The sequence below is a fragment of the Rahnella sp. GSA61A genome (genome assembly GCF_019969905.1).
In the GTDB taxonomy this organism is placed as follows: Bacteria; Pseudomonadota; Gammaproteobacteria; order Enterobacterales; family Enterobacteriaceae; genus Rahnella; species Rahnella aceris.
Genome location: NZ_JAHXYO010000021.1, coordinates 22,080 through 41,230, shown reverse-complemented (window position 1 = coordinate 41,230; position 19,151 = coordinate 22,080). Strand labels below are relative to the sequence as shown.

Here is a 19,151-nt window from a genome sequence, read left to right as displayed (position 1 = left end):
TTTTTCTTCGTTATCTGTTTTAAGTTTAGCGCTAAGTCTCTCAGTTTCGCGACATAACCGAGTGTTTCTACCCGCCGGGTGTCTGCATTTCGGCCAGTTCAGGCATCACGCCGCGCATCATTTCGAGGAATTTGCGCAGGCGCGCCGGATAATAACTGGAATACGGATAGACCAGATAAACCGGCAGCGGCAAGGCGTTCCAGCCGGGTAATACGCGCTGTAAACGTCCTTCGGCGATGTCTTCTTTGACGATCCACGCAGACACAATGCCCGCCCCTAATCCCGACAACGCGGCCTTACGCATGGCGTATAAACTGTCAGTCGCCATACGCGGCGCAATGTTGCAACTTTCCATTCTGCCGTCATTGTCATGTTTTAGCGTAAATTCGTTGCGGTAATACGTGCTGAAAGAAATCCAGGGTAATTTTGCCAGTTCGCTGACCCGGGTAACCGGATGCTGCCGCAGCAGTTCCGGCGTCGCCACCACAATACGTGGCACCTCGGCCAGCAAAATGGCCACCATCGACGGATCGGCAACATTCCCCACCTGAATGGCGCAGTCAATATCTTCAGAAATGAAGTCCGGCGTGCGGTCATTCAGCATCCAGTCGACGGAAAGATTCGGGTATCGCTGTAAATAACGGGTCAGCGGCGCGATCAGCTGGTCCTGTCCGAACGCATGCGGCGCACGCACCCGCAGGGTCCCCACCGGTTCATCACCCGCCCCGCTTAGTTGATCTTCCAGCGAGACCCAGCGTTCGAGTAATAATTTTGCCTGCTCATAACACCGCTGGCCGTCGTCGGTGAGCTTCATCGCGTGGGTGGTGCGCAGGATAAGTTTCGCGCCCAGCAGGCGCTCGAGTGACTGCAAACGGCGACTGACGGTCGGCTGGCTGGTGCTCAGTTGCGCCGCAGCCGCAGACAAACTGCCGCTTTCCACAATACGCACAAAAGTTTGCATCAGGTCGATACGGTCAATACCGCTGGTGACGGGTGTATTCATACGCCTCACGTATAACAGTTTTACCTTTCTGCAGGCTACCACTTATAACCATTCGGGTGAAGAATGCATTCCACGCACTTACGGCTACAAACTTATTATTCAGGGGTCACGTTATGTCAGAACTTACCAGCACATCCCATGTTGAGGGATCCGCCCTGTCGGGCAAAATCATTTTTACACTGGCCGCCGGTGCGGGGTTAAGCGTCGCCTCGATTTACTACAGCCAGCCGATGCTCGGCATTATGGGCGGTAATCTGCAAGCCAGCACCACGTCCGTCGGTCTGATTCCGACGCTCACACAGGCCGGTTACGCATTGGGAATTCTGTTTCTCATTCCGCTGGGTGACCGCCATGACCGCCGCACCATTATTCTGCTGAAAAGCATTTTACTGGCCGCTGCGTTGTTGCTGTGTGGTTTTGTGCCAGGCATTCACGGTTTGCTGGTCGCCAGCCTGATCACCGGTATCGGTGCCACCATGGCGCAGGATATCGTGCCCGCCTCGGCGCATCTGGCGCCAGCCGCACAACGGGGGAAAACGGTCGGCACAGTGATGACCGGTCTTCTGGTCGGGATTTTGCTTTCCCGCGTACTCAGTGGTTTTGTGGCCGAGTATTTTGGCTGGCGGGTGATGTATCAGCTGGCGGCGCTGAGCGTCGCGCTGATTGGCGTTGCGCTCTGGCGGGTATTGCCGCGTTTCAAACCGGATACGCGTATCAGTTATGCCGGTCTGCTGCACTCGATGTTTGGCTTGTGGAAAAACTATAAAACACTGCGTCATGCCGCACTGGCTCAGGGTTTGCTGTCCGTCGCGTTCAGTGCCTTCTGGTCAACGCTGGCGATTATGCTTAACGAACAGTTCCATCTGGGCAGCGCGGTGGCCGGGGCATTTGGTCTGGCGGGTGCAGCAGGGGCATTAGCTGCGCCGCTGGCCGGTGCGTTAGCCGATAAGAAAGGCCCGGCGCGGGTCACGCAAATGGGTTCAGCACTGGTGATGATTTCTTTTGCGGCGATGTTCCTGTTACCGCTGTTGTCATCGCACGCTCAGCTGGCGCTGATTGTGCTGAGCGCCATCGGTTTTGACTTAGGTATTCAGGCCACGCTGGTGGCACATCAGACGCTGGTGTATGGCCTTGAACCAGCGGCACGCGGCAGACTGAATGCCCTGCTGTTCACCGTGGTGTTTATCGGCATGTCAGCCGGTGCGGCGCTCGGCAGTAAAGCGCTGGCAACCGGTGGCTGGACGGGTGTGGTGGCGCTGGCAACGATTGCGGCCGGTGCGGCACTCTTGCTACGTCTGTTCAGCCGTAAAAACTGAAAGATGAGGTAAAAGAAAAGCGCCCGCAGCTATTCACTGCGGGCGCTTTTTTACGTCAGAAATATCAATGTCTGAGGATGTACATTTCCTGACTGTAAGCCACATCTTCCGGGTTATTAATCGGATAGCCTTTCACCCAGGGTTTGATCAGTCGGCCATTGGTGTACTGATAAATCGGCGCAATGGGGGCCTGCCCGGTAATAATCTGCTCGGCTTTGTTGTAGTCATTATTGCGGCGCGCTTCGCTGGTTTCACGGCTGGCGTCACTGATGACTTTATCGTATTCCGCATTGCTGAATTTGCTGATGTTGCCGTTATGTGTGGACGTCAGCAGCGACAGAAACGTCGAGGCTTCGTTGTAATCGCCGACCCAGGACGCGCGGATCACATCGAAATTACCGGTGTTGCGGCTGTCGATGTACGTTTTCCATTCCTGATTCACCAGTTTCACATCGGCACCCAGCGTCTTTTTCCACATCGATGCCACTGCGATGGCAATCTTCTGATGGCTTTCCGAGGTGTTGTACAGCAGCGTCAGATGCAGCGGTTTTGACGGGCCGTAACCGGCCGCCGCCAGCAGGCTTTTCGCCTGTGCGTTCAGTTCTTCCTGTGAATATTGCTGCAGCTCACTTTCAACCGGTTTGAAGCCGTTGGTCACATCCGGCGTAAAGCGCCACGCCGGTTTTTCGCCCGTGCCCAGCACTTTTTCAGCAATAATTTTACGGTCAATGCTCAGTGAAAGCGCCTGACGCACCCGGACGTCGTCGGTCGGCGCACGGCGGGTATTGAAGGCGTAATAATAAGTGCCGAGCTGATACGGCGTGTAAACCTGCCCCGGCAAATCGTGCAGCAATTTTTTGTACTGGTCTTTCGGGAAGGACTCGGTGATGTCGATATCATTGGCCAGATAACGTTTCGTGGCGTTGGATTCTTTGTTGATCGGCACGAAGGTGACTTTCGTCAGCACCGTGCGGGCATGATCCCAGTAATACGGGTTCGGTTCCAGCACCAGCTTTTCATTGACCACGCGGTCTTTCAGCACATACGCGCCGTTACCCACCAGATTGCCCGGTTTAGTCCATTCATCACCGTATTTTTCAACAGTGGCTTTATGCACCGGGAACAGGCTGAAATTCGCCAGCAGACTGACGAAATAAGGCACCGGTTTATCCAGAGTAACGCGTAAAAGCGTCGGGCTGACGGCGGTCACACCCAGTTTATCCACCGGCATTTTCCCGGCGATAATCGCATCCGCATTAGCAATGCCGGCCAGCCCGGCAAACCACGCGCCGGATGATGACCCTTTCGGATCCACCAGACGCTGCCAGCTATAGACAAAATCCTGTGCGGTCACCGGATCGCCGTTCGACCATTTGGCGTCTTTGCGTAAAGTGAACAGGAATACCTGATTGTTCTGGTTTTGCCAGCTTTCCGCCACGCCCGGAATATTTTTCCCGGTGGCGTCCTGATTCACCAGCCCTTCGAATAAATCACGCGCCACCTGCGCTTCCGGCAGGCCGACAACTTTTGCCGGATCCAGTGAGGCGGGTTCGTCTTTAATGTGACGGACAATTTCCTGTTTGGTAGCGAGCTGGGAACCGGCAGGAACCTGAGCGGCGATAGCCTGACTGGCAGTCAGCGCCGCCAGCACAGCGCATACGGAATACGATAAAAGCGGAAATGGATTTCCCTGCAGCATAAATTCTCCTGAACTGACAAAGGGCTACGCCCTGAAACATTCACGAGTTTTATCATTACCGGTAATAATTCCCTATAAGAAATCATTACAGATTTGCCTTCGCGCACAAAACCGCCGGGTTTGGTGAATAAAAAGCCGGGCGAAGTCAGTCCGAACCGGCAACGTCAATGCCACCGCAGTGAAATTTCATGGCCGGTTCGACGTCCTGAGCCAGCCAGGTCGGGCCATCAAGGTCAATAAACTTAGCCCCCGCCGTCAGCGGTAATGCTGCGCGAACCGCCCGTGACGTGCACAACATGCAGCCGAGCATAATCTCAAAACCCTGTTCACGCGCGGCTTCTGCCAGCACCAGTGCACCGGTGAGTCCACCGGTTTTATCCAGTTTAATGTTCACCATGTCATAGCGGTTTTTCAGCGCCGGTAAGCCTTCAACCGTATGACAGCTTTCGTCAGCGCAAATCGGCAGCGGGTGGATAAAGTTTTCCAGTACCGAATCCTCACCGGCAGGCAGCGGCTGTTCAAGCATCAGAATGCCGAGGTCAGCCAGCAACTGACAGCGAGCCGCCAGTCCGTCACTTTGCCAGGCTTCATTAGCATCGATAATCAGCGAGGCGTTCGGCACGGCGGCACGCACCGCCACCAGCCGTTCGGCAATCAGGCGGTCATCAAGTTTGATTTTCAGCAGAGTCGCCCCCTTTTGCTGCAAGGCCAGCGCCGCTTCCGCCATCGCTTCCGGCGAACCGATACTCACCGTCTGCGCCATGCTGATGGAAGGCAGCGGTTCAGTGCCGGTCAGTTGCCATAAATTCAGGCCACTGGTCTGGGATTCAAGGTTCCACAGCGCACAGTCCAGCGCATTGCGGGCGGCGCCTGCCGGAAGTATCTGTTGCAGTTTTTCGCGGCTGGCACCCTGTTCTATAGCGGTAACGACGCTGGCGATTTGTGCCATTACCGAGGTTTCGCTCTCGTCATAACGCGGATACGGCGTGCATTCCCCGACGCCGCGAATGCCGCTTTCTTCTATTTCGACCACCACCACCCGCGCTTCAGTGCGGCTGCCACGGGAGATCACAAACGGCGTATGTAACGGCCAGGCTTCAGGATAAAAGCGAACACTTCTCATAGCGTCTCCAATAGTGAAATGCGCCCTGCGGGATACAATCAATACATACAACTTATTAACAAATAATCTATATCCAACATAGCATTGTTCCCCTAAACTGAAAGCCGTTTGACTCAAATGGAAATAGGAAATAATCATGACCCAGACAGTACACTTTCAAAGCAACCCGGTTAGCGTTGCAGGCAAAATCCCTCAGAAAGGCGATGTTGCTAAGCCTTTCACCCTGGTCGCTAAAGATCTTTCTGATGTCAGCCTGAGCAGCTTCGCGGGCAAACGTAAAGTCCTGAACATTTTCCCAAGCATCGATACCGGCGTTTGCGCCACGTCCGTCCGCAAATTCAACCAACTGGCGGCTGACATCGACAACACTGTGGTGCTGTGCATTTCTGCTGATCTGCCCTTCGCACAGTCCCGTTTCTGCGGCGCGGAAGGCCTGTCCAACGTGATTACCCTGTCCACCCTGCGTGGCGGTGATTTCAAATCCGAATACGGCGTGGGCATTACCGATGGCGCATTGTCCGGTCTGACTGCCCGTGCGGTTGTGGTGCTGGATGGTCAGGATAACGTGTTGTACAGCGAGCTGGTGAATGAAATCACCACTGAGCCTGACTATGAATCTGCGCTGGCTGTGCTGAAATAATCACTTCTTAGCAGATGAAAAAAAAGCAACGGCGTAATCCGTTGCTTTTTTATTGTGCATAATTTCTGAACCGGGAATTACTCGTCGCTGTCGCCCGTTTCGCCACGACGACTGCTGAGGCCGTATTCGCGCAGTTTGTTAGCAATAGCCGTGTGTGAGACGCCCAGACGTTTCGCCAGTTTACGCGTGCTCGGATAAGTGCGGTAAAGCCGGGTCAGCACGGAGCGTTCGAAACGTTTGCTGATGTCGTCAAGCGAACCGTTCAGTGCTTCCTCACCTATCGTCACTTCAGCGTCAAAGTCCGGCAGAACGATGTCCTGCGGGCGTAGCTCTCCGCCTTCCAGTTGCGTCAGCGCACGATAAATGGCATTTTTCAACTGGCGGACGTTGCCCGGCCAGCCGTAATGCGTCAGGTAATTCGCCAGCTGTGAAGACAGTTTCGGACGCGGCATCCCCTGTTCATCCGAGAAACGCGCCACGAACAGTTCAGTCAGCGGCATCACATCCGCAGGACGGTCGCGCAGTGGTGGCAGTGTCAGGCTCAGCACGTTCAGGCGGTAATACAGATCCTCACGGAACTCGCCGCGCTGCACCAGTTCCACCAGGTTTTTCTGAGTGGCGCACATCACGCGGACATCCACTTTCACTTCGTGCTCTTCACCCACGCGACGGAACGTACCGTCATTGAGGAAGCGCAGCAGTTTGATCTGCATTCTCGGCGACATTTCACCGATCTCATCGAGCAGCACGGAGCCGCCGTTAGCCTGTTCAAAGAAGCCTTTTTTGCCTTCCAGCGCATTCGGATAAGCGCCTGCCGCGTAGCCAAACAGCTCACTTTCTACGACGTCATCCGGCAGCGACGCACAGTTCAGACCGAGGAAAGGTTTTTTGCCGCGTGCACTGCGCAGATGGCAGGCATGCGCCAGTAAATCTTTACCGGTGCCGGTATCACCGACAATCAGCAGCGGCGCATCCAGCATGGCAAGTTTACGCGCCTGATCCAAAACGTGACGCATTTTGGTGCTGACTGCGACGATGTGGTCAAACTCACTGTCATCGTTAACAGTCAGATCCTGCAACTGACGTCCCATGCGGGCAGCCGATTTGAGCATGACGACGGCGCCGGCAATTCCGCCTTTTTCGTCTTCGTCATCCACATGTATTGGCGTGAGATCCATCAGGAAATCCTGGCTGCGGATCACAATACGTTCGGTGTGTGGCTGGGCATTTTCGCTTTCCAGCCAGCGCGTGACGTTGTAACCGGTGATCAGATTCGCTGCTGTCACATTGCGGATTTTGTCTTCATCGAGTTCAAACAATGCCATCGCCGACGGATTGGCCTGCTCGACCTTGCCTTTCATATCAATGGAAAAAACCGGTTCCGGCATGGAAACCAGTAAAGCGCGTAACGCACGATGCTCCCGTTCGGAAGGCATGAACGACACGGTACGGACGTCCGTCACGCCGTCGATGCGGCGGATTTCAGCCATCAGGGCGCGAAAAGTATCAAAATCCAGTTGGGAAAAATTCAGGTAAATACGGCCAATCGAGGCAATCTCGATACCGCGTAAATCAATACTGCGTAAAACCAGTAAATCGAGGAGTTCACGGGTGAGACCCAGGCGGTCTTCGCAAAAAACTTCCAGACGCATCAGTGTTGACCTTTTTCTGCCGGTGCGGAAATCGCTGCAGGCATAATACTCTTTCATGTACACCGGAAGAAGAGACTGTCACGAAAAGTTGACAAAATAATTCGCTGAATGACATCTGACTGCCATGATGATCGGGTAAGGATTTTGCTTTCATAGTGATTTCTGCTGACAGCATCCGGCACATGTTGGTTTCGCCATCCCGCCTTTTTCTGCTACTATCGCCCTTCTGATTTCATCGCCAAATGGTTCCCGACTATGAAGTTCGTCTCCTTTAATATCAATGGATTGCGCGCACGTCCACATCAGCTTGCGGCAATAATCGAACAGCACCAGCCTGACGTTATTGGTTTACAAGAAACCAAGGTGCATGACGATATGTTCCCGCTGGAAGAAGTCAGCCAGCACGGGTATCACGTGTTTTATCACGGGCAAAAAGGCCATTACGGCGTCGCCATGCTGACGAAGCAAGAACCCGTCGCTGTACGCCGTGGTTTCCCCGGTGATGATGAAGAATCTCAGCGCCGCATCATCATGACCGATATCGAAACGCCACAAGGCATTCTGACGGTCATCAACGGTTACTTCCCGCAGGGTGAAAGTCGCGACCACCCGACTAAATTCCCGGCAAAAGAGAAGTTTTACCGTGATTTGCAGGATTACCTGACCACCAGTTTGTCGGTGAACAATCCGGTCGTGGTGATGGGCGATGTGAATATCAGCCCGACCGATCTGGACATTGGTATCGGCGAAGACAGTCGCAAACGCTGGCTGCGCACCGGTAAATGCTCGTTTCTGCCGGAAGAACGTGAGTGGATGGATCGCCTGAAAGGCTGGGGTCTGATCGACACCTTCCGTGCCGCCAACCCCGACACCGCTGATAAATTCTCGTGGTTTGATTACCGTTCACGCGGCTTTGATGAAAACCGTGGTCTGCGTATTGATCTGATCATGGCGAGCACGCCGCTGGCCGCGCGTTGTATCGCCACCGGGATTGATTACGATATCCGCGGGATGGAAAGGCCGTCTGACCATGCGCCAATCTGGGCGACGTTCGACCTGAAGTAATGACCATGAAAACGATTGACGTGGTCGCCGCCCTGATTGAGCGCGAGGGCAAATTGCTGCTTGCCCGTCGGGATGCGTCCGGCGATCAGGCCGGTTTGTGGGAATTTCCCGGCGGCAAAGTCGAAGCCGGGGAAAGCCAGCCTGCTGCATTAGTGCGCGAGTTGCAGGAAGAAATGGGCATCACTGCCACGGTGGAAGATTTCATCGCCACCAGCGTTGTGCAACAGTCTGAACGGTTAATTCGTTTGCATGGCTGGCGGGTCAGCGGGTTTACCGGCGAGATTAGGTTACAGTGTCACTCTGAAATCTGTTGGGTAACGCCGGATGAGGTGCTGTCGTTTGAACTGGCACCGGCGGATATCCCGCTGGCACAAGCTTATCTGGCAAAATTTGCCGGTTAGCGATCATGGCAAATAAAAAGGCGCGGACTGTTGCCAGTTTCGCGCCTTTTTTGTCTGAACATTTTAAGAAAGCGTTATTTCTTCAACACTTGCCATTTGAGTTCGTTGGTGCCCACCACATTCGGATCACGGGAACACTGCAGGACCACGCTGTCTGCCGTGACAACGGCCCCCTCGCTGTAACTCTGGTTGTTGTAGATACAGCAATTGTGGCAGGTTGGCGCGCTGTTATTGTTGTTGCCGCTGTTCTGCCAGATTTGCGGCGGCAATGGCACAACGACATCCGTACCGTTGCCGATATTGCTGCGGTTCGCCATCGCCGGTGCAGCCAGCAACGCGGAACTGATCAGCGCTGCCATCAGAACTTTACGGATAAAAACATTATTCATCACTGTTTGCTTCCTTCCCTTTGGTACTCGCTTTGCGGCGTTTAGGGGCGCTTTTGCCTTTCGCCACAGCGCCCGCCGGTTTGGAAGGCAGACTGCGGAATGCCGAAGACACCCGGTTCGTTTTGGCCTGCATGATGAGATTCTGCAACGTCGCGACCAGCGGTTGCATGAAATCCTGATAACGGCAGCTCTTTTCACTGATACGCGTCAGCGTGGATTCCCAGTCAGCGGTCATATCCGGGCGGGCGGCGATGTCCGGCAGCGAGTGGATCAGCGCGCGGCCGGTATCGCTGGAATGAATATAGCGCCCTTTCTTATACAAAAATTCGCGGCGGAACAGCAGCTCGATAATCCCGGCACGCGTTGCTTCCGTACCTAATCCATCTGTCGCACGCAGGATTTTTTTCAGTTCTTTATCCTGCACAAAACGCGCAATCCCGGTCATGGCGGAAAGCAATGTAGCATCGGTAAAAGGCCGCGGCGGCTGGGTCTGGCGTTCAACCACTTCTCCGCGCTCGCACAACAGTTCGTCACCTTTGGCCACCACCGGCAGCGGCGTGCCTTCGTTTTCCTCGTCGCGTTCTTTACTGCCCAGCAACGTGCGCCAGCCCGCCTCGGCCAGAAAACGCGCTTTGGCGATAAATTTACCGCCCGCGATATCCAGGTCGATAACACATTTGCGGTAAACCGCATCCGGGCAGAACTGCATCAGATACTGGCGCGCCACCAGACCGTAAATTTTGCGTTCGTCATCCGTCAGGTTGACGTTACTGCTGCGCGCCGTCGGGATAATCGCATGGTGCGCATCAACCTTTTTGTCATCCCAGCAACGGTTACGTAAATCGGTATCCACTGCCGGTTGTGGCATCAGGTCAGGCCGGTGAACGCCAATGGCATTCAGCACGGCATGACGCCCGGCAAAATGCTCTTCTGGCAGGTATCGGCAATCCGAACGCGGATACGTAATCAATTTGTGCGTTTCATACAATTTCTGACAGATATCAAGAATTTGCTGAGCACTCAGCCCGAAGGCTTTAGAGCCTTCAATCTGCAATGTGGAGAGTGAAAACGGCAGCGGCGCAATATCATTCTCACGCTTGTCATTATAGCCGGTGACCATCGCCGGTTGTCCGGCAATACGCGCCACGACATGATCGGCCAGCGGACGGTGCAGCAATCGCCCTTCTTCATCCTGATACGGCTCGCAGGAATCACTCGGCTGCCACAGCGCGACAAAACGCTCTTCGGCAGGTGTGACGATATGCGCTTTTACTTCAAAGAAATCTTTCGGCACGAAGTTTTCGATATCTTCATCGCGACGGACCACCAGTCCGAGAACCGGGGTCTGTACGCGTCCGACGGAGAGCACGCCGTTGTAACCGGCGTTGCGCCCCAGAATGGTGTAGGCGCGGGTCATATTGATGCCGTAAAGCCAGTCGGCACGGGCGCGGGCCAGCGCGGAAACACACAGAGGAATAAAATCACGGTTGTCGCGCAACCGCTCAATAGCACGCTCGACGGCCTGCGGGTTGAGATCGTTAATCAGGCAGCGCTGGGTCGCGTGACGTTTTTCCGGCGTCAGTTCGAGATAATCCAGCACTTCATCCACCAGCAACTGCCCTTCGCGATCCGGGTCACCGGCGTGGACAACCTGCGAGGCCTCGAGCAATAAGCGTTTAATCACGTTGAGTTGTTTGGCGACGGAAGAACGCGGCTGAAGCTGCCACTTTTCAGGAATGATCGGCAAATCGGCGAGCGACCAGCGCGCAAAGCGGCTGTCGTAGGCATCGGGCTGCGCCTGTTCGAGTAAGTGGCCGACGCACCAGGTCACCACCTGATCGTTGCCACAGGCAATATAACCATCGCCCCGGCGATGAGGTTTCGGCAGGACATCCGCAATCGCGCGGGCAAGGCTGGGTTTTTCGGCAATGAACAGACGCATCAACAGGCACCTGTTTGCGGTGTAATCGCGACAAAGATTTCCATTATCCCACCCTTCATTTCACTACGTCCTCATCATGCAGAGTGGCTATGTTAGCCGCTGACGGCGTAATTAGTAAGATGGTTACAAGGATCCGCGACGGCGGTCGCTCATTTAGGCAGCAAAAAACCGGTTTAATCGGAAAAGGCCGATCAAAACCGGTTAATAAGCGAGCGGTCTGATTTTACAAATGCGTGATGAATGGCGTGCTGTCGGCCGGGATCACCTGCAAACTGGCTTTCAGTTGCGGTGTACCGAGATACAGGAAACCGACGATTTTATCGTTTTCACCACATTTGAACGCCTTGCGTACGTCCGGATGATCAGTCCACGCGCCGGTACGCCAGATGCCGTTAAAACCCTGCGCCAGTGCAGCCATCTGCATGGCGTGAACCGCACAACCGGCGGAAAGCAACTGTTCCCATTGCGGTACTTTAGGACTTTCTTTGCACACGGCAATCACGGTAATAATTTGCGGTGCGCGCAATGGCGCCTGCGTGGCTTTCTCAATGGCTTTTTCATCCGCGCCGTCTTTTATGGCGGCCGCGCGCAGCACCTCACTGAAACGGGTCAGGCCGTCGTTTTCAGCAATGACAAAACGCCAGGGTTGCAGGGCACCGTGATCCGGGGCGCGCATACCCGCATGGATGATGTTTTGCAGCGCTTCACCGGCCGGTGCCGGTGCAGCCAGGCGGGAAGCAGAACGGCGGTTAAGTAATAAGTCCAAAGCGTCCATGATGTTCTCCTGAGAATAATTGCTATTTAAATTACGTTAACATAATCGTAACGCCTTTTTCCAACGGTCAACTGGCTTTCAGATAATGCATCACTGCCAAACTCTGACATGATTTAAAGCTGACATTTTTCTGGCGGGTCATTAGGATAGCGGGACTTATCTGTCTTGTTGGAGAGACCATGCGCACATTGTGGCGAATTATCGCCGGTTTTTTTAAGTGGACCTGGCGTCTTCTTAATTTCGTCAGAGAATTCATTCTCAACGTATTCCTTATTCTCATTATTCTGGCTGGTGTTGGCATCTGGTATGCCGTGCAGGACAAGCCTGTCGAAACGACCCAAGGTGCACTGCTGGTTGATCTCAGCGGCTCAGTGGTCGACAAGCCTTCCGTCAATAATAAAGTCCGTCAGTGGGGCCGCGAATTGCTGGGCACGTCGAGCAGCCGCTTGCAGGAGAACTCACTGTTTGATCTCGTCGAGACCATCCGCTCCGCTAAAGACGACAAAAACGTTACCGGGATTGTGTTACAGCTGACCGATTTCACCGGCACCGACCAGTCTTCACTGCAGTACATCGGTAAAGCGCTGCGTGAATTCCGCGATGCAGGTAAACCGGTTTACGCCATCGGCGACAGCTATAACCAGTCACAATATTATCTGGCCAGTTATGCCAACAAAATCTATCTGTCGCCACAGGGCGCGGTCGATCTTCACGGTTTCGCCACTAACAATCTGTATTACAAATCACTGCTGGATAAGCTGAAAGTCACCACCAATATCTTCCGCGTCGGAACCTATAAATCCGCCGTTGAGCCATTGATCCGTGATGATATGTCTCCTGACGCCCGTGAGGCAGACAGCCGCTGGATTGGCGGATTGTGGACCAACTATCTTAATACCGTGTCAGCCAACCGTCAGATCACGCCCGAACAACTGTTCCCGGGCGCGGCGGGCGTGCTGGCGGGTATGCAGGCAACCGGCGGTGATATGGCGCAATATGCGCTGAAAGCCAAGCTGGTTGATGCACTGGCGTCACGCACCGAAGCCGACAACGAGATGGTGAAAGCCTTTGGCTGGAACAAAGACACCAAAGACTTTAATTACACCAGCATTTACGATTATTCGCCGAAGCCAAAACCGGACAACAACGATCCGCAAATCGCGGTGATCTTTGCCACCGGTGCAATTAACGACGGTGAAGAACAACCGGGCGCAGTCGGTGGCGACACCACGGCACAGCAAATTCGTGATGCCCGTCTGGATCCGAAAGTGAAAGCGATTGTCTTGCGCGTTAACAGCCCGGGCGGCAGCGTCAGCGCTTCTGAAGTCATCCGTTCCGAACTCGCGGCTGCGAAAGCCGCAGGTAAACCGGTTGTGGTTTCAATGGGCGGTATGGCGGCATCCGGCGGTTACTGGATTTCCACACCAGCCAACTACATCATCGCCAGCCCGAGCACCCTCACCGGCTCCATCGGTATCTTTGGTGTAATCAACACGTACCAGAACACACTCGATTACGCGGGTGTTCATACTGACGGCGTGGCAACGTCACCGCTGGCGGATATCGCTTCCACCAAAGCGCTGCCGCCCGAGTTCTCGCAGATGATGCAACTCAATATCGAGAACGGTTACAAAACCTTCCTCGGCCTGGTTGCCGATTCCCGCCACAAAACGCCTGAGCAGATCGACCAGATCGCCCAGGGCCACGTGTGGATCGGTTCAGATGCCAAAGCCAATGGCCTGGTTGATGAGCTGGGTGATTTCGATGACGCCGTGAAGAAAGCCGCTGAACTGGCCAAACTGCCAAAATGGCAACTGAACTGGTATGTCAGTGAGCCAAGCCTGAGCGACCTGGTATTCTCGCAGGTCAGCGCATCGGTTCACGCTATGTTACCGGCGGCAATCCAGGCGTATCTGCCTGCGCCGGTGAGCAAAATGGCCATGGCGCTGAAATCACAGGCTGACCTGTTCAGCAACATGAACGATCCGCAGAACCGTTACGCACTCTGCCTGACCTGTGGTGATGTGAAGTAACGTTCCGTTTTGGGATAATGTGGGATAAAGAATCGCCTTAATGCACAGCCCGGAGCTTCTTGCTGAGAACTCCGGGCTTTTTTAGGGTGGGACGTCAGCCACGAAGCCTTTATACTTAGCGCAGTTGCTTTCACCTTTCTAAAAAAGAACATCTTCGATGACTAAAAAATCTATTTACGTTGCCTATACCGGCGGCACAATCGGTATGCAGCGTTCTGAACAGGGTTACATTCCGGTGTCCGGCCATTTACAACGTCAGCTGGCGCTGATGCCTGAATTCCATCGCCCTGAGATGCCTGAATTTACCATTCAGGAATACGCGCCTCTGATGGATTCCTCCGACATGACGCCGGAAGACTGGCAGCACATCGCCGATGATATTCAGGCGCATTACGACGACTACGACGGTTTTGTTATCCTGCACGGCACCGACACCATGGCATTCACCGCTTCTGCACTGTCGTTCATGCTGGAAAATCTGAGCAAACCGGTGATTGTGACAGGGTCACAGATTCCGCTTGAAGCGTTGCGTTCTGATGGTCAGATCAACCTGCTGAACTCGCTGTATATCGCCGCGAATCATCCGGTCAACGAAGTCACCCTGTTCTTCAACAACCGTCTGTATCGCGGCAACCGCAGCACCAAAGCGCACGCAGATGGTTTCGATGCCTTTGCCTCACCGAACCTTTCGCCTCTGCTGGAAGCCGGGATCCACATCCGCCGACTTTCCACGCCGTCACTGCCTGAAGTGCCTGCGGCGAAGCTGAAAGTGCATCACATCACGCCACAACCGATCGGCGTGGTAACGATCTACCCGGGCATTTCCGCCGAAGTGGTACAAAACTTCCTGATGCAACCGGTAAAAGCGCTGATCCTGCGCTCCTATGGTGTCGGTAACGCCCCGCAAAAAGGCGACCTGCTGAAAGTGCTGAAAGACGCATCTGAGCGCGGCATTGTGGTGGTTAATCTGACGCAATGTATTTCAGGGCGCGTCAACATGGGCGGCTATGCCACCGGCAACGCCCTCGCCCATTCCGGTGTGATCAGCGGCTTTGATATGACCGTGGAAGCGGCACTGACCAAGTTGCATTATCTGCTCAGCCAGTCACACACTCCCGAGGAAATCCGCGAACTGATGCAGCAAAACCTGCGCGGCGAACTCACCGAATAAATCAGAGGGCGATATGAAATCTGCTTTGTTGCTGGTCGATCTGCAAAATGATTTTTGTCGCAGCGGCGCGCTGGCCGTGACTGACGGCGACGCCACGATTGCGGTTGCCAATAAGATGATGACATGGTGTAAAAGCCATGACATCGCCGTGGTGGCATCGCAGGACTGGCATCCGGCGGGACATCGCAGCTTTGCGGTGAATTCCCACGCGGAGCCCTGGACGTCGGGCGAACTGAACGGTCTGCCTCAAGTCTGGTGGCCGGTTCACTGCGTTCAGCGTGAACCGGGCGCTGAATTTCACCCGGGGCTGAATCTGCCGCAGGTGGATTTTGTGGTGCAGAAAGGCACCAATCCTGACATCGACAGTTACAGTGCGTTTTTCGATAACGGACATCGTGCTGCTACGATGCTCAATGACTGGCTGAAAGCGGCGCAGATTACACATGTGTATGTGATGGGGCTGGCGACGGATTACTGTGTGAAATTCACGGTGCTGGATGCGCTGGAGCAAGGTTATCAGGTGACACTGCTGACCGACGGTTGCCGTGGCGTCAATCTGCAACCCGAAGACAGTGCTGAAGCGGTTGAAGCGATGCGTAAAGCAGGGGCAAAAATCAGTACCTCTGAGGCAGTAACAGGCTGAATTTGTCTTCCCGTCTGACTTGATAAAGGCGCTTCAGCGCCTTTATCAGCAAACAGCACTTTCGCAACCCGCCCACTTACTCCGGCTTCAGTTTAATCAGCGTATCCTGCGCAAATTGCTGTTTCAGTTCCTGCTTGCTTTTGGTGACAATCTGCCCGTCCGTGCCAATGCTCATGTGCTGGGCATCAACATTGTGACGCGACTGATACAGCATCACGGCCTGCAGGCTGTGTTCTTTCTGTTCCGGCGTCAGCGCGACACCGTCCGGCCACTTTCCGAGTTCAACTGCCTGCGCGAGACGTGCGTAAATTTCCGGCGTCATTACATCAATAAGTTGATTAATTTCCATCTGAGCACCTTGTGTTCATCTGTATTATTCAAACGGTTTTGAATAATAGCTGAATCGATTTTGTCGGTAAAATTACATCACCATTTTCTTGCGAACTAACCGCGGGTTTTATTGCCACTTTTGCCATCAGTAAAGCTCATTGAGGCAGAGTTTATGCAGTAACGTTCACCTGTCGGTTTCGGGCCGTCCGGGAAAACATGCCCCAGATGAGCTTCACAGCGGGAGCAGCGGATTTCGACACGCGCCATTTTATGCGAATTATCAGTGAGATATTTGATCGCATCAGGGTTAACTGGCTGATAAAAACTTGGCCAGCCACAGCCGGAATCGTATTTGGTATCGGAGTAGAACAGCGCTGACTCACAGACCACGCAATGATAAATCCCTTCGCGGCGGTTGTGCAGCAACTTTCCGGAGAACGGAGGTTCTGTTCCGTGCTCCTGCGTGACATAACGTTGAATTTCAGTGAGTTGGTCAAGTGTAGGGGAAGATTTGGCTTCAATGCTCATGATTCTCGTTCTCTGACGAATATAAAAATCAACTTAAATAACAGTTTATAATAACAAAAAATTAACAACGAGTCTGCCCGTTTTGTCCTAAACTGTATGGCATCAGCGTTAGCCAGCTTGCAACTTGTGATGGCGATCACACTCCTGATCTTCCGGCTCTTTATATTCTGTTTTTCGCCCCCATGTGGTTGTGAGCCGATTTAAAAACGGAACGTGCAATAAGCGAGCAAGAGTAGGTCGTCGCTTTGACTTACAGCAATAATTGACACGATTCCGCTTGACGCTCAGCAAGGTTTTTGTAATTTTACAACCAACCTTTTATTCACTAAAAAAATAGCTGGTGGAATATATGACTATCAAAGTAGGTATCAACGGTTTTGGCCGTATCGGTCGCATTGTTTTCCGTGCTGCTCAAGAACGTTCTGACATTGAGATCGTAGCAATCAACGATCTGTTGGACGCGGACTACATGGCATACATGCTGAAGTACGACTCAACTCATGGTCGTTTCAACGGTACTGTTGAAGTTAAAGACGGTCACCTGGTTGTTAACGGCAAAACCATCCGTGTTACCGCTGAGCGTGACCCAGCTAACCTGAAATGGAATGAAGTTAACGTTGACGTTGTAGCTGAAGCTACTGGTCTGTTCCTGGATGATGCGACTGCTCGTAAGCACATCACTGCAGGCGCTAAGAAAGTTGTTCTGACTGGTCCTTCTAAAGACAACACCCCAATGTTCGTTATGGGTGTTAACCATAAAGAATACGCAGGTCAGGAAATCGTTTCTAACGCATCTTGCACCACTAACTGCCTGGCACCACTGGCTAAAGTTATCAACGACAACTTCGGTATCGTTGAAGCACTGATGACCACTGTTCATGCAACTACCGCAACTCAGAAAACCGTTGATGGCCCGTCTCACAAAGACTGGCGCGGCGGCCGCGGCGCATCCCAGAACATCATCCCTTCTTCTACCGGTGCTGCTAAAGCAGTAGGTAAAGTTATCCCAGCTCTGAACGGTAAACTGACGGGTATGGCGTTCCGCGTTCCTACTCCTAACGTTTCTGTTGTTGACCTGACTGCACGTCTGGAAAAACCAGCGTCTTACAAAGAAATCTGCGCAGTAATCAAAGCAGCTTCTGAAGCAGGCGATCTGAAAGGCGTTCTGGGCTACACCGAAGACGACGTAGTATCTACCGACTTCAACGGCGAAAAACTGACTTCCGTATTCGATGCGAAAGCAGGTATCGCGCTGAACGACAACTTTGTGAAACTGGTTTCCTGGTACGACAACGAAACTGGCTATTCAAACAAAGTATTGGATCTGATCGCTCACGTTTCCAAATAATTGGTTATGTGAATGAACTGATTGAAGGGCGACGCAAGTCGCCCTTTTGCTTTCTGTCGGATGCACTTTTTTATCAGCACATGAGTGCGATCAAACAGACGGGTTTGGTTCATGTGTAGTCTTGGTTCAAAATCGTAATTGTTTAACCCTGACAGGATTTTAGATAATGACAGAACAACTCTTTTCTCTTCCGATCGTAAACCAAATCTCTACCTCCGTTAGCCAGCGTCTTGTCGACGAACTGCCGGTACTCGTGGTGACTCATCCGAAAGTCCGTGCTGCCATTGCCCTGCAAGGTGCACATCTGTTGGCATGGCAGCCTGAAGGCGAAGAGCCGGTGCTATGGATGAGCAGTGCCAGCGCGTTCAAAGAAGGCGTTGCGATTCGTGGCGGTATCCCTATCTGCTGGCCGTGGTTTGGTCCGGCGGGCAAACCCTCACACGGTTTTGCACGTAACGTTGCGTGGGAACTGACTGACCACAAAGAAACTGACGAAGATGTGGTACTGACCTTAACGCTGAAAAGCTCCCCTGAAACACTGGAATTATGGCCGCATGCATTCACGCTGACGGCACGCTTCACGCTCGGGGCAACCTGCCACATCGAGCTGGAATCAACCGGTGATTTCGAAGCCAACAGCGCCCTGCACACCTATTTCAACATTGGCGACATCGCCGATGTCACTATTAAAGGCCTGGGCAACAGCTTTATTGATAAAGTCGATGGCGCAAAAACCAAGCAGGAAGACGGTGATCTGACCTTCACGGGCCAGACTGACCGCATCTACACCCAGCCGCAAGCCACCAGCGAAATCGTTGATCCGGTTCTGAAACGTACGCTGGTTGTCGCACATGAAAATAACGCCGATGTGGTGGCCTGGAATCCGGGTTCTGCACTGTCGGTGAGCATGGCTGATATGCCGGATGACGGATATAAAACCATGGTGTGCGTTGAAACGGCGCAAGTTTCCCATACACACACCTCTACGCATGCCGCGCCAGCGCGTCTGGCAGTGACCTTCTCTGTCCGTAAATAACCGGTTTAGGTTTGCAGCAAAGATGACATAGGGGCCAGATGGCCCCTTTTTATCGTC

General features: G+C 53.5%; 18 protein-coding genes. 9 read left to right on the top strand and 9 right to left on the bottom strand.

The features are described from left to right. Positions 1 to 67: 67 nt before the first annotated feature. Entirely contained in the window at positions 68 to 1,003 is a 936-nt protein-coding gene (locus LC431_RS21360) for a LysR family transcriptional regulator (protein ID WP_013575378.1), read from the bottom strand. A gap of 113 nt (positions 1,004 to 1,116) precedes the next feature. Between LC431_RS21360 and LC431_RS21355 the strand changes: the two genes are divergently transcribed. Continuing rightward, entirely contained in the window at positions 1,117 to 2,319 is a 1,203-nt protein-coding gene (locus tag LC431_RS21355; RefSeq protein WP_223510315.1) for an MFS transporter, read from the top strand. A 64-nt stretch (positions 2,320 to 2,383) separates the two neighbouring features. Here the strand turns inward: LC431_RS21355 and LC431_RS21350 are convergent, their stop codons facing one another. Together LC431_RS21350 and ycjG are read right to left on the bottom strand one after the other, a co-directional pair. Next, a complete protein-coding gene (locus LC431_RS21350) occupies positions 2,384 to 4,018 on the bottom strand; it encodes an ABC transporter substrate-binding protein (protein WP_166860228.1) in 1,635 nt (544 codons plus the stop codon). Positions 4,019 to 4,163: 145 nt separating this feature from the next. Beyond that, the gene (gene ycjG / locus LC431_RS21345; RefSeq protein WP_013575375.1) at positions 4,164 to 5,141 is read right to left on the bottom strand and encodes an L-Ala-D/L-Glu epimerase; all 978 of its coding nucleotides are present in this window, start codon (positions 5,139 to 5,141) and stop codon (positions 4,164 to 4,166) included. A gap of 136 nt (positions 5,142 to 5,277) precedes the next feature. Here ycjG and tpx point away from each other — a divergent pair, with 136 nt between their 5' ends. Beyond that, positions 5,278 to 5,781 carry a thiol peroxidase gene (gene tpx / locus LC431_RS21340; RefSeq protein ID WP_013575374.1) on the top strand — a complete coding sequence of 168 codons (504 nt, stop codon included), beginning with the start codon at positions 5,278 to 5,280 and terminating at the stop codon, positions 5,779 to 5,781. A gap of 77 nt (positions 5,782 to 5,858) precedes the next feature. On the opposite strand, the gene tyrR is transcribed toward tpx, so the two are convergent. Then, the gene (gene tyrR, locus LC431_RS21335; RefSeq protein WP_015689897.1) at positions 5,859 to 7,433 is read right to left on the bottom strand and encodes a transcriptional regulator TyrR; all 1,575 of its coding nucleotides are present in this window, start codon (positions 7,431 to 7,433) and stop codon (positions 5,859 to 5,861) included. Positions 7,434 to 7,688: 255 nt separating this feature from the next. Between tyrR and xthA the strand changes: the two genes are divergently transcribed. Together xthA and LC431_RS21325 are read left to right on the top strand one after the other, a co-directional pair. Then, positions 7,689 to 8,498 (top strand): exodeoxyribonuclease III, encoded by an 810-nt coding sequence (xthA, locus tag LC431_RS21330; RefSeq protein WP_013575372.1) that lies wholly within the window; start codon positions 7,689 to 7,691, stop codon positions 8,496 to 8,498. Further along, positions 8,498 to 8,899 (top strand): pyrimidine (deoxy)nucleoside triphosphate diphosphatase, encoded by a 402-nt coding sequence (locus LC431_RS21325; RefSeq protein WP_013575371.1) that lies wholly within the window; start codon positions 8,498 to 8,500, stop codon positions 8,897 to 8,899. Before xthA ends, LC431_RS21325 begins: the two co-directional genes overlap by 1 nt. A gap of 74 nt (positions 8,900 to 8,973) precedes the next feature. Here the strand turns inward: LC431_RS21325 and LC431_RS21320 are convergent, their stop codons facing one another. The 3 genes from LC431_RS21320 to LC431_RS21310 form a co-directional block, all read right to left on the bottom strand. Continuing rightward, entirely contained in the window at positions 8,974 to 9,288 is a 315-nt protein-coding gene (locus LC431_RS21320; RefSeq protein ID WP_013575370.1) for a DUF1496 domain-containing protein, read from the bottom strand. Beyond that, positions 9,281 to 11,230 carry a DNA topoisomerase III gene (locus LC431_RS21315; RefSeq protein ID WP_013575369.1) on the bottom strand — a complete coding sequence of 650 codons (1,950 nt, stop codon included), beginning with the start codon at positions 11,228 to 11,230 and terminating at the stop codon, positions 9,281 to 9,283. Before LC431_RS21315 ends, LC431_RS21320 begins: the two co-directional genes overlap by 8 nt. Before the next feature lie 223 nt (positions 11,231 to 11,453). After that, positions 11,454 to 12,005, bottom strand: coding sequence for an NAD(P)H nitroreductase (locus LC431_RS21310; RefSeq protein WP_217243682.1), 552 nt, complete (start codon positions 12,003 to 12,005; stop codon positions 11,454 to 11,456). A gap of 179 nt (positions 12,006 to 12,184) precedes the next feature. Between LC431_RS21310 and sppA the strand changes: the two genes are divergently transcribed. From sppA to pncA, 3 genes are all read left to right on the top strand, one after another. After that, positions 12,185 to 14,038 (top strand): signal peptide peptidase SppA, encoded by a 1,854-nt coding sequence (gene sppA / locus LC431_RS21305; protein ID WP_013575367.1) that lies wholly within the window; start codon positions 12,185 to 12,187, stop codon positions 14,036 to 14,038. A 157-nt stretch (positions 14,039 to 14,195) separates the two neighbouring features. After that, positions 14,196 to 15,209 (top strand): asparaginase, encoded by a 1,014-nt coding sequence (ansA, locus tag LC431_RS21300; RefSeq protein ID WP_013575366.1) that lies wholly within the window; start codon positions 14,196 to 14,198, stop codon positions 15,207 to 15,209. A gap of 13 nt (positions 15,210 to 15,222) precedes the next feature. Continuing rightward, on the top strand, positions 15,223 to 15,852 hold the full coding sequence (gene pncA, locus LC431_RS21295) for a bifunctional nicotinamidase/pyrazinamidase (protein WP_013575365.1): 630 nt from the start codon (positions 15,223 to 15,225) through the stop codon (positions 15,850 to 15,852). Positions 15,853 to 15,928: 76 nt separating this feature from the next. On the opposite strand, the gene LC431_RS21290 is transcribed toward pncA, so the two are convergent. Beyond that, on the bottom strand, positions 15,929 to 16,201 hold the full coding sequence (locus tag LC431_RS21290; protein WP_013575364.1) for a YeaC family protein: 273 nt from the start codon (positions 16,199 to 16,201) through the stop codon (positions 15,929 to 15,931). Positions 16,202 to 16,296: 95 nt separating this feature from the next. After that, complete coding sequence (msrB, locus tag LC431_RS21285; protein WP_013575363.1) at positions 16,297 to 16,710, bottom strand: peptide-methionine (R)-S-oxide reductase MsrB; 414 nt, start codon at positions 16,708 to 16,710, stop codon at positions 16,297 to 16,299. 349 nt (positions 16,711 to 17,059) lie between these two features. On the opposite strand from msrB, the gene gapA reads away from it, so the two are divergent. After that, positions 17,060 to 18,058: a glyceraldehyde-3-phosphate dehydrogenase gene (gene gapA, locus LC431_RS21280; RefSeq protein ID WP_013575362.1), complete on the top strand. Its 999-nt coding sequence runs from the start codon at positions 17,060 to 17,062 to the stop codon at positions 18,056 to 18,058. Between the two features lie 166 nt (positions 18,059 to 18,224). Then, on the top strand, positions 18,225 to 19,094 hold the full coding sequence (locus LC431_RS21275; RefSeq protein WP_013575361.1) for a D-hexose-6-phosphate mutarotase: 870 nt from the start codon (positions 18,225 to 18,227) through the stop codon (positions 19,092 to 19,094). Positions 19,095 to 19,151 lie beyond the last annotated feature (57 nt).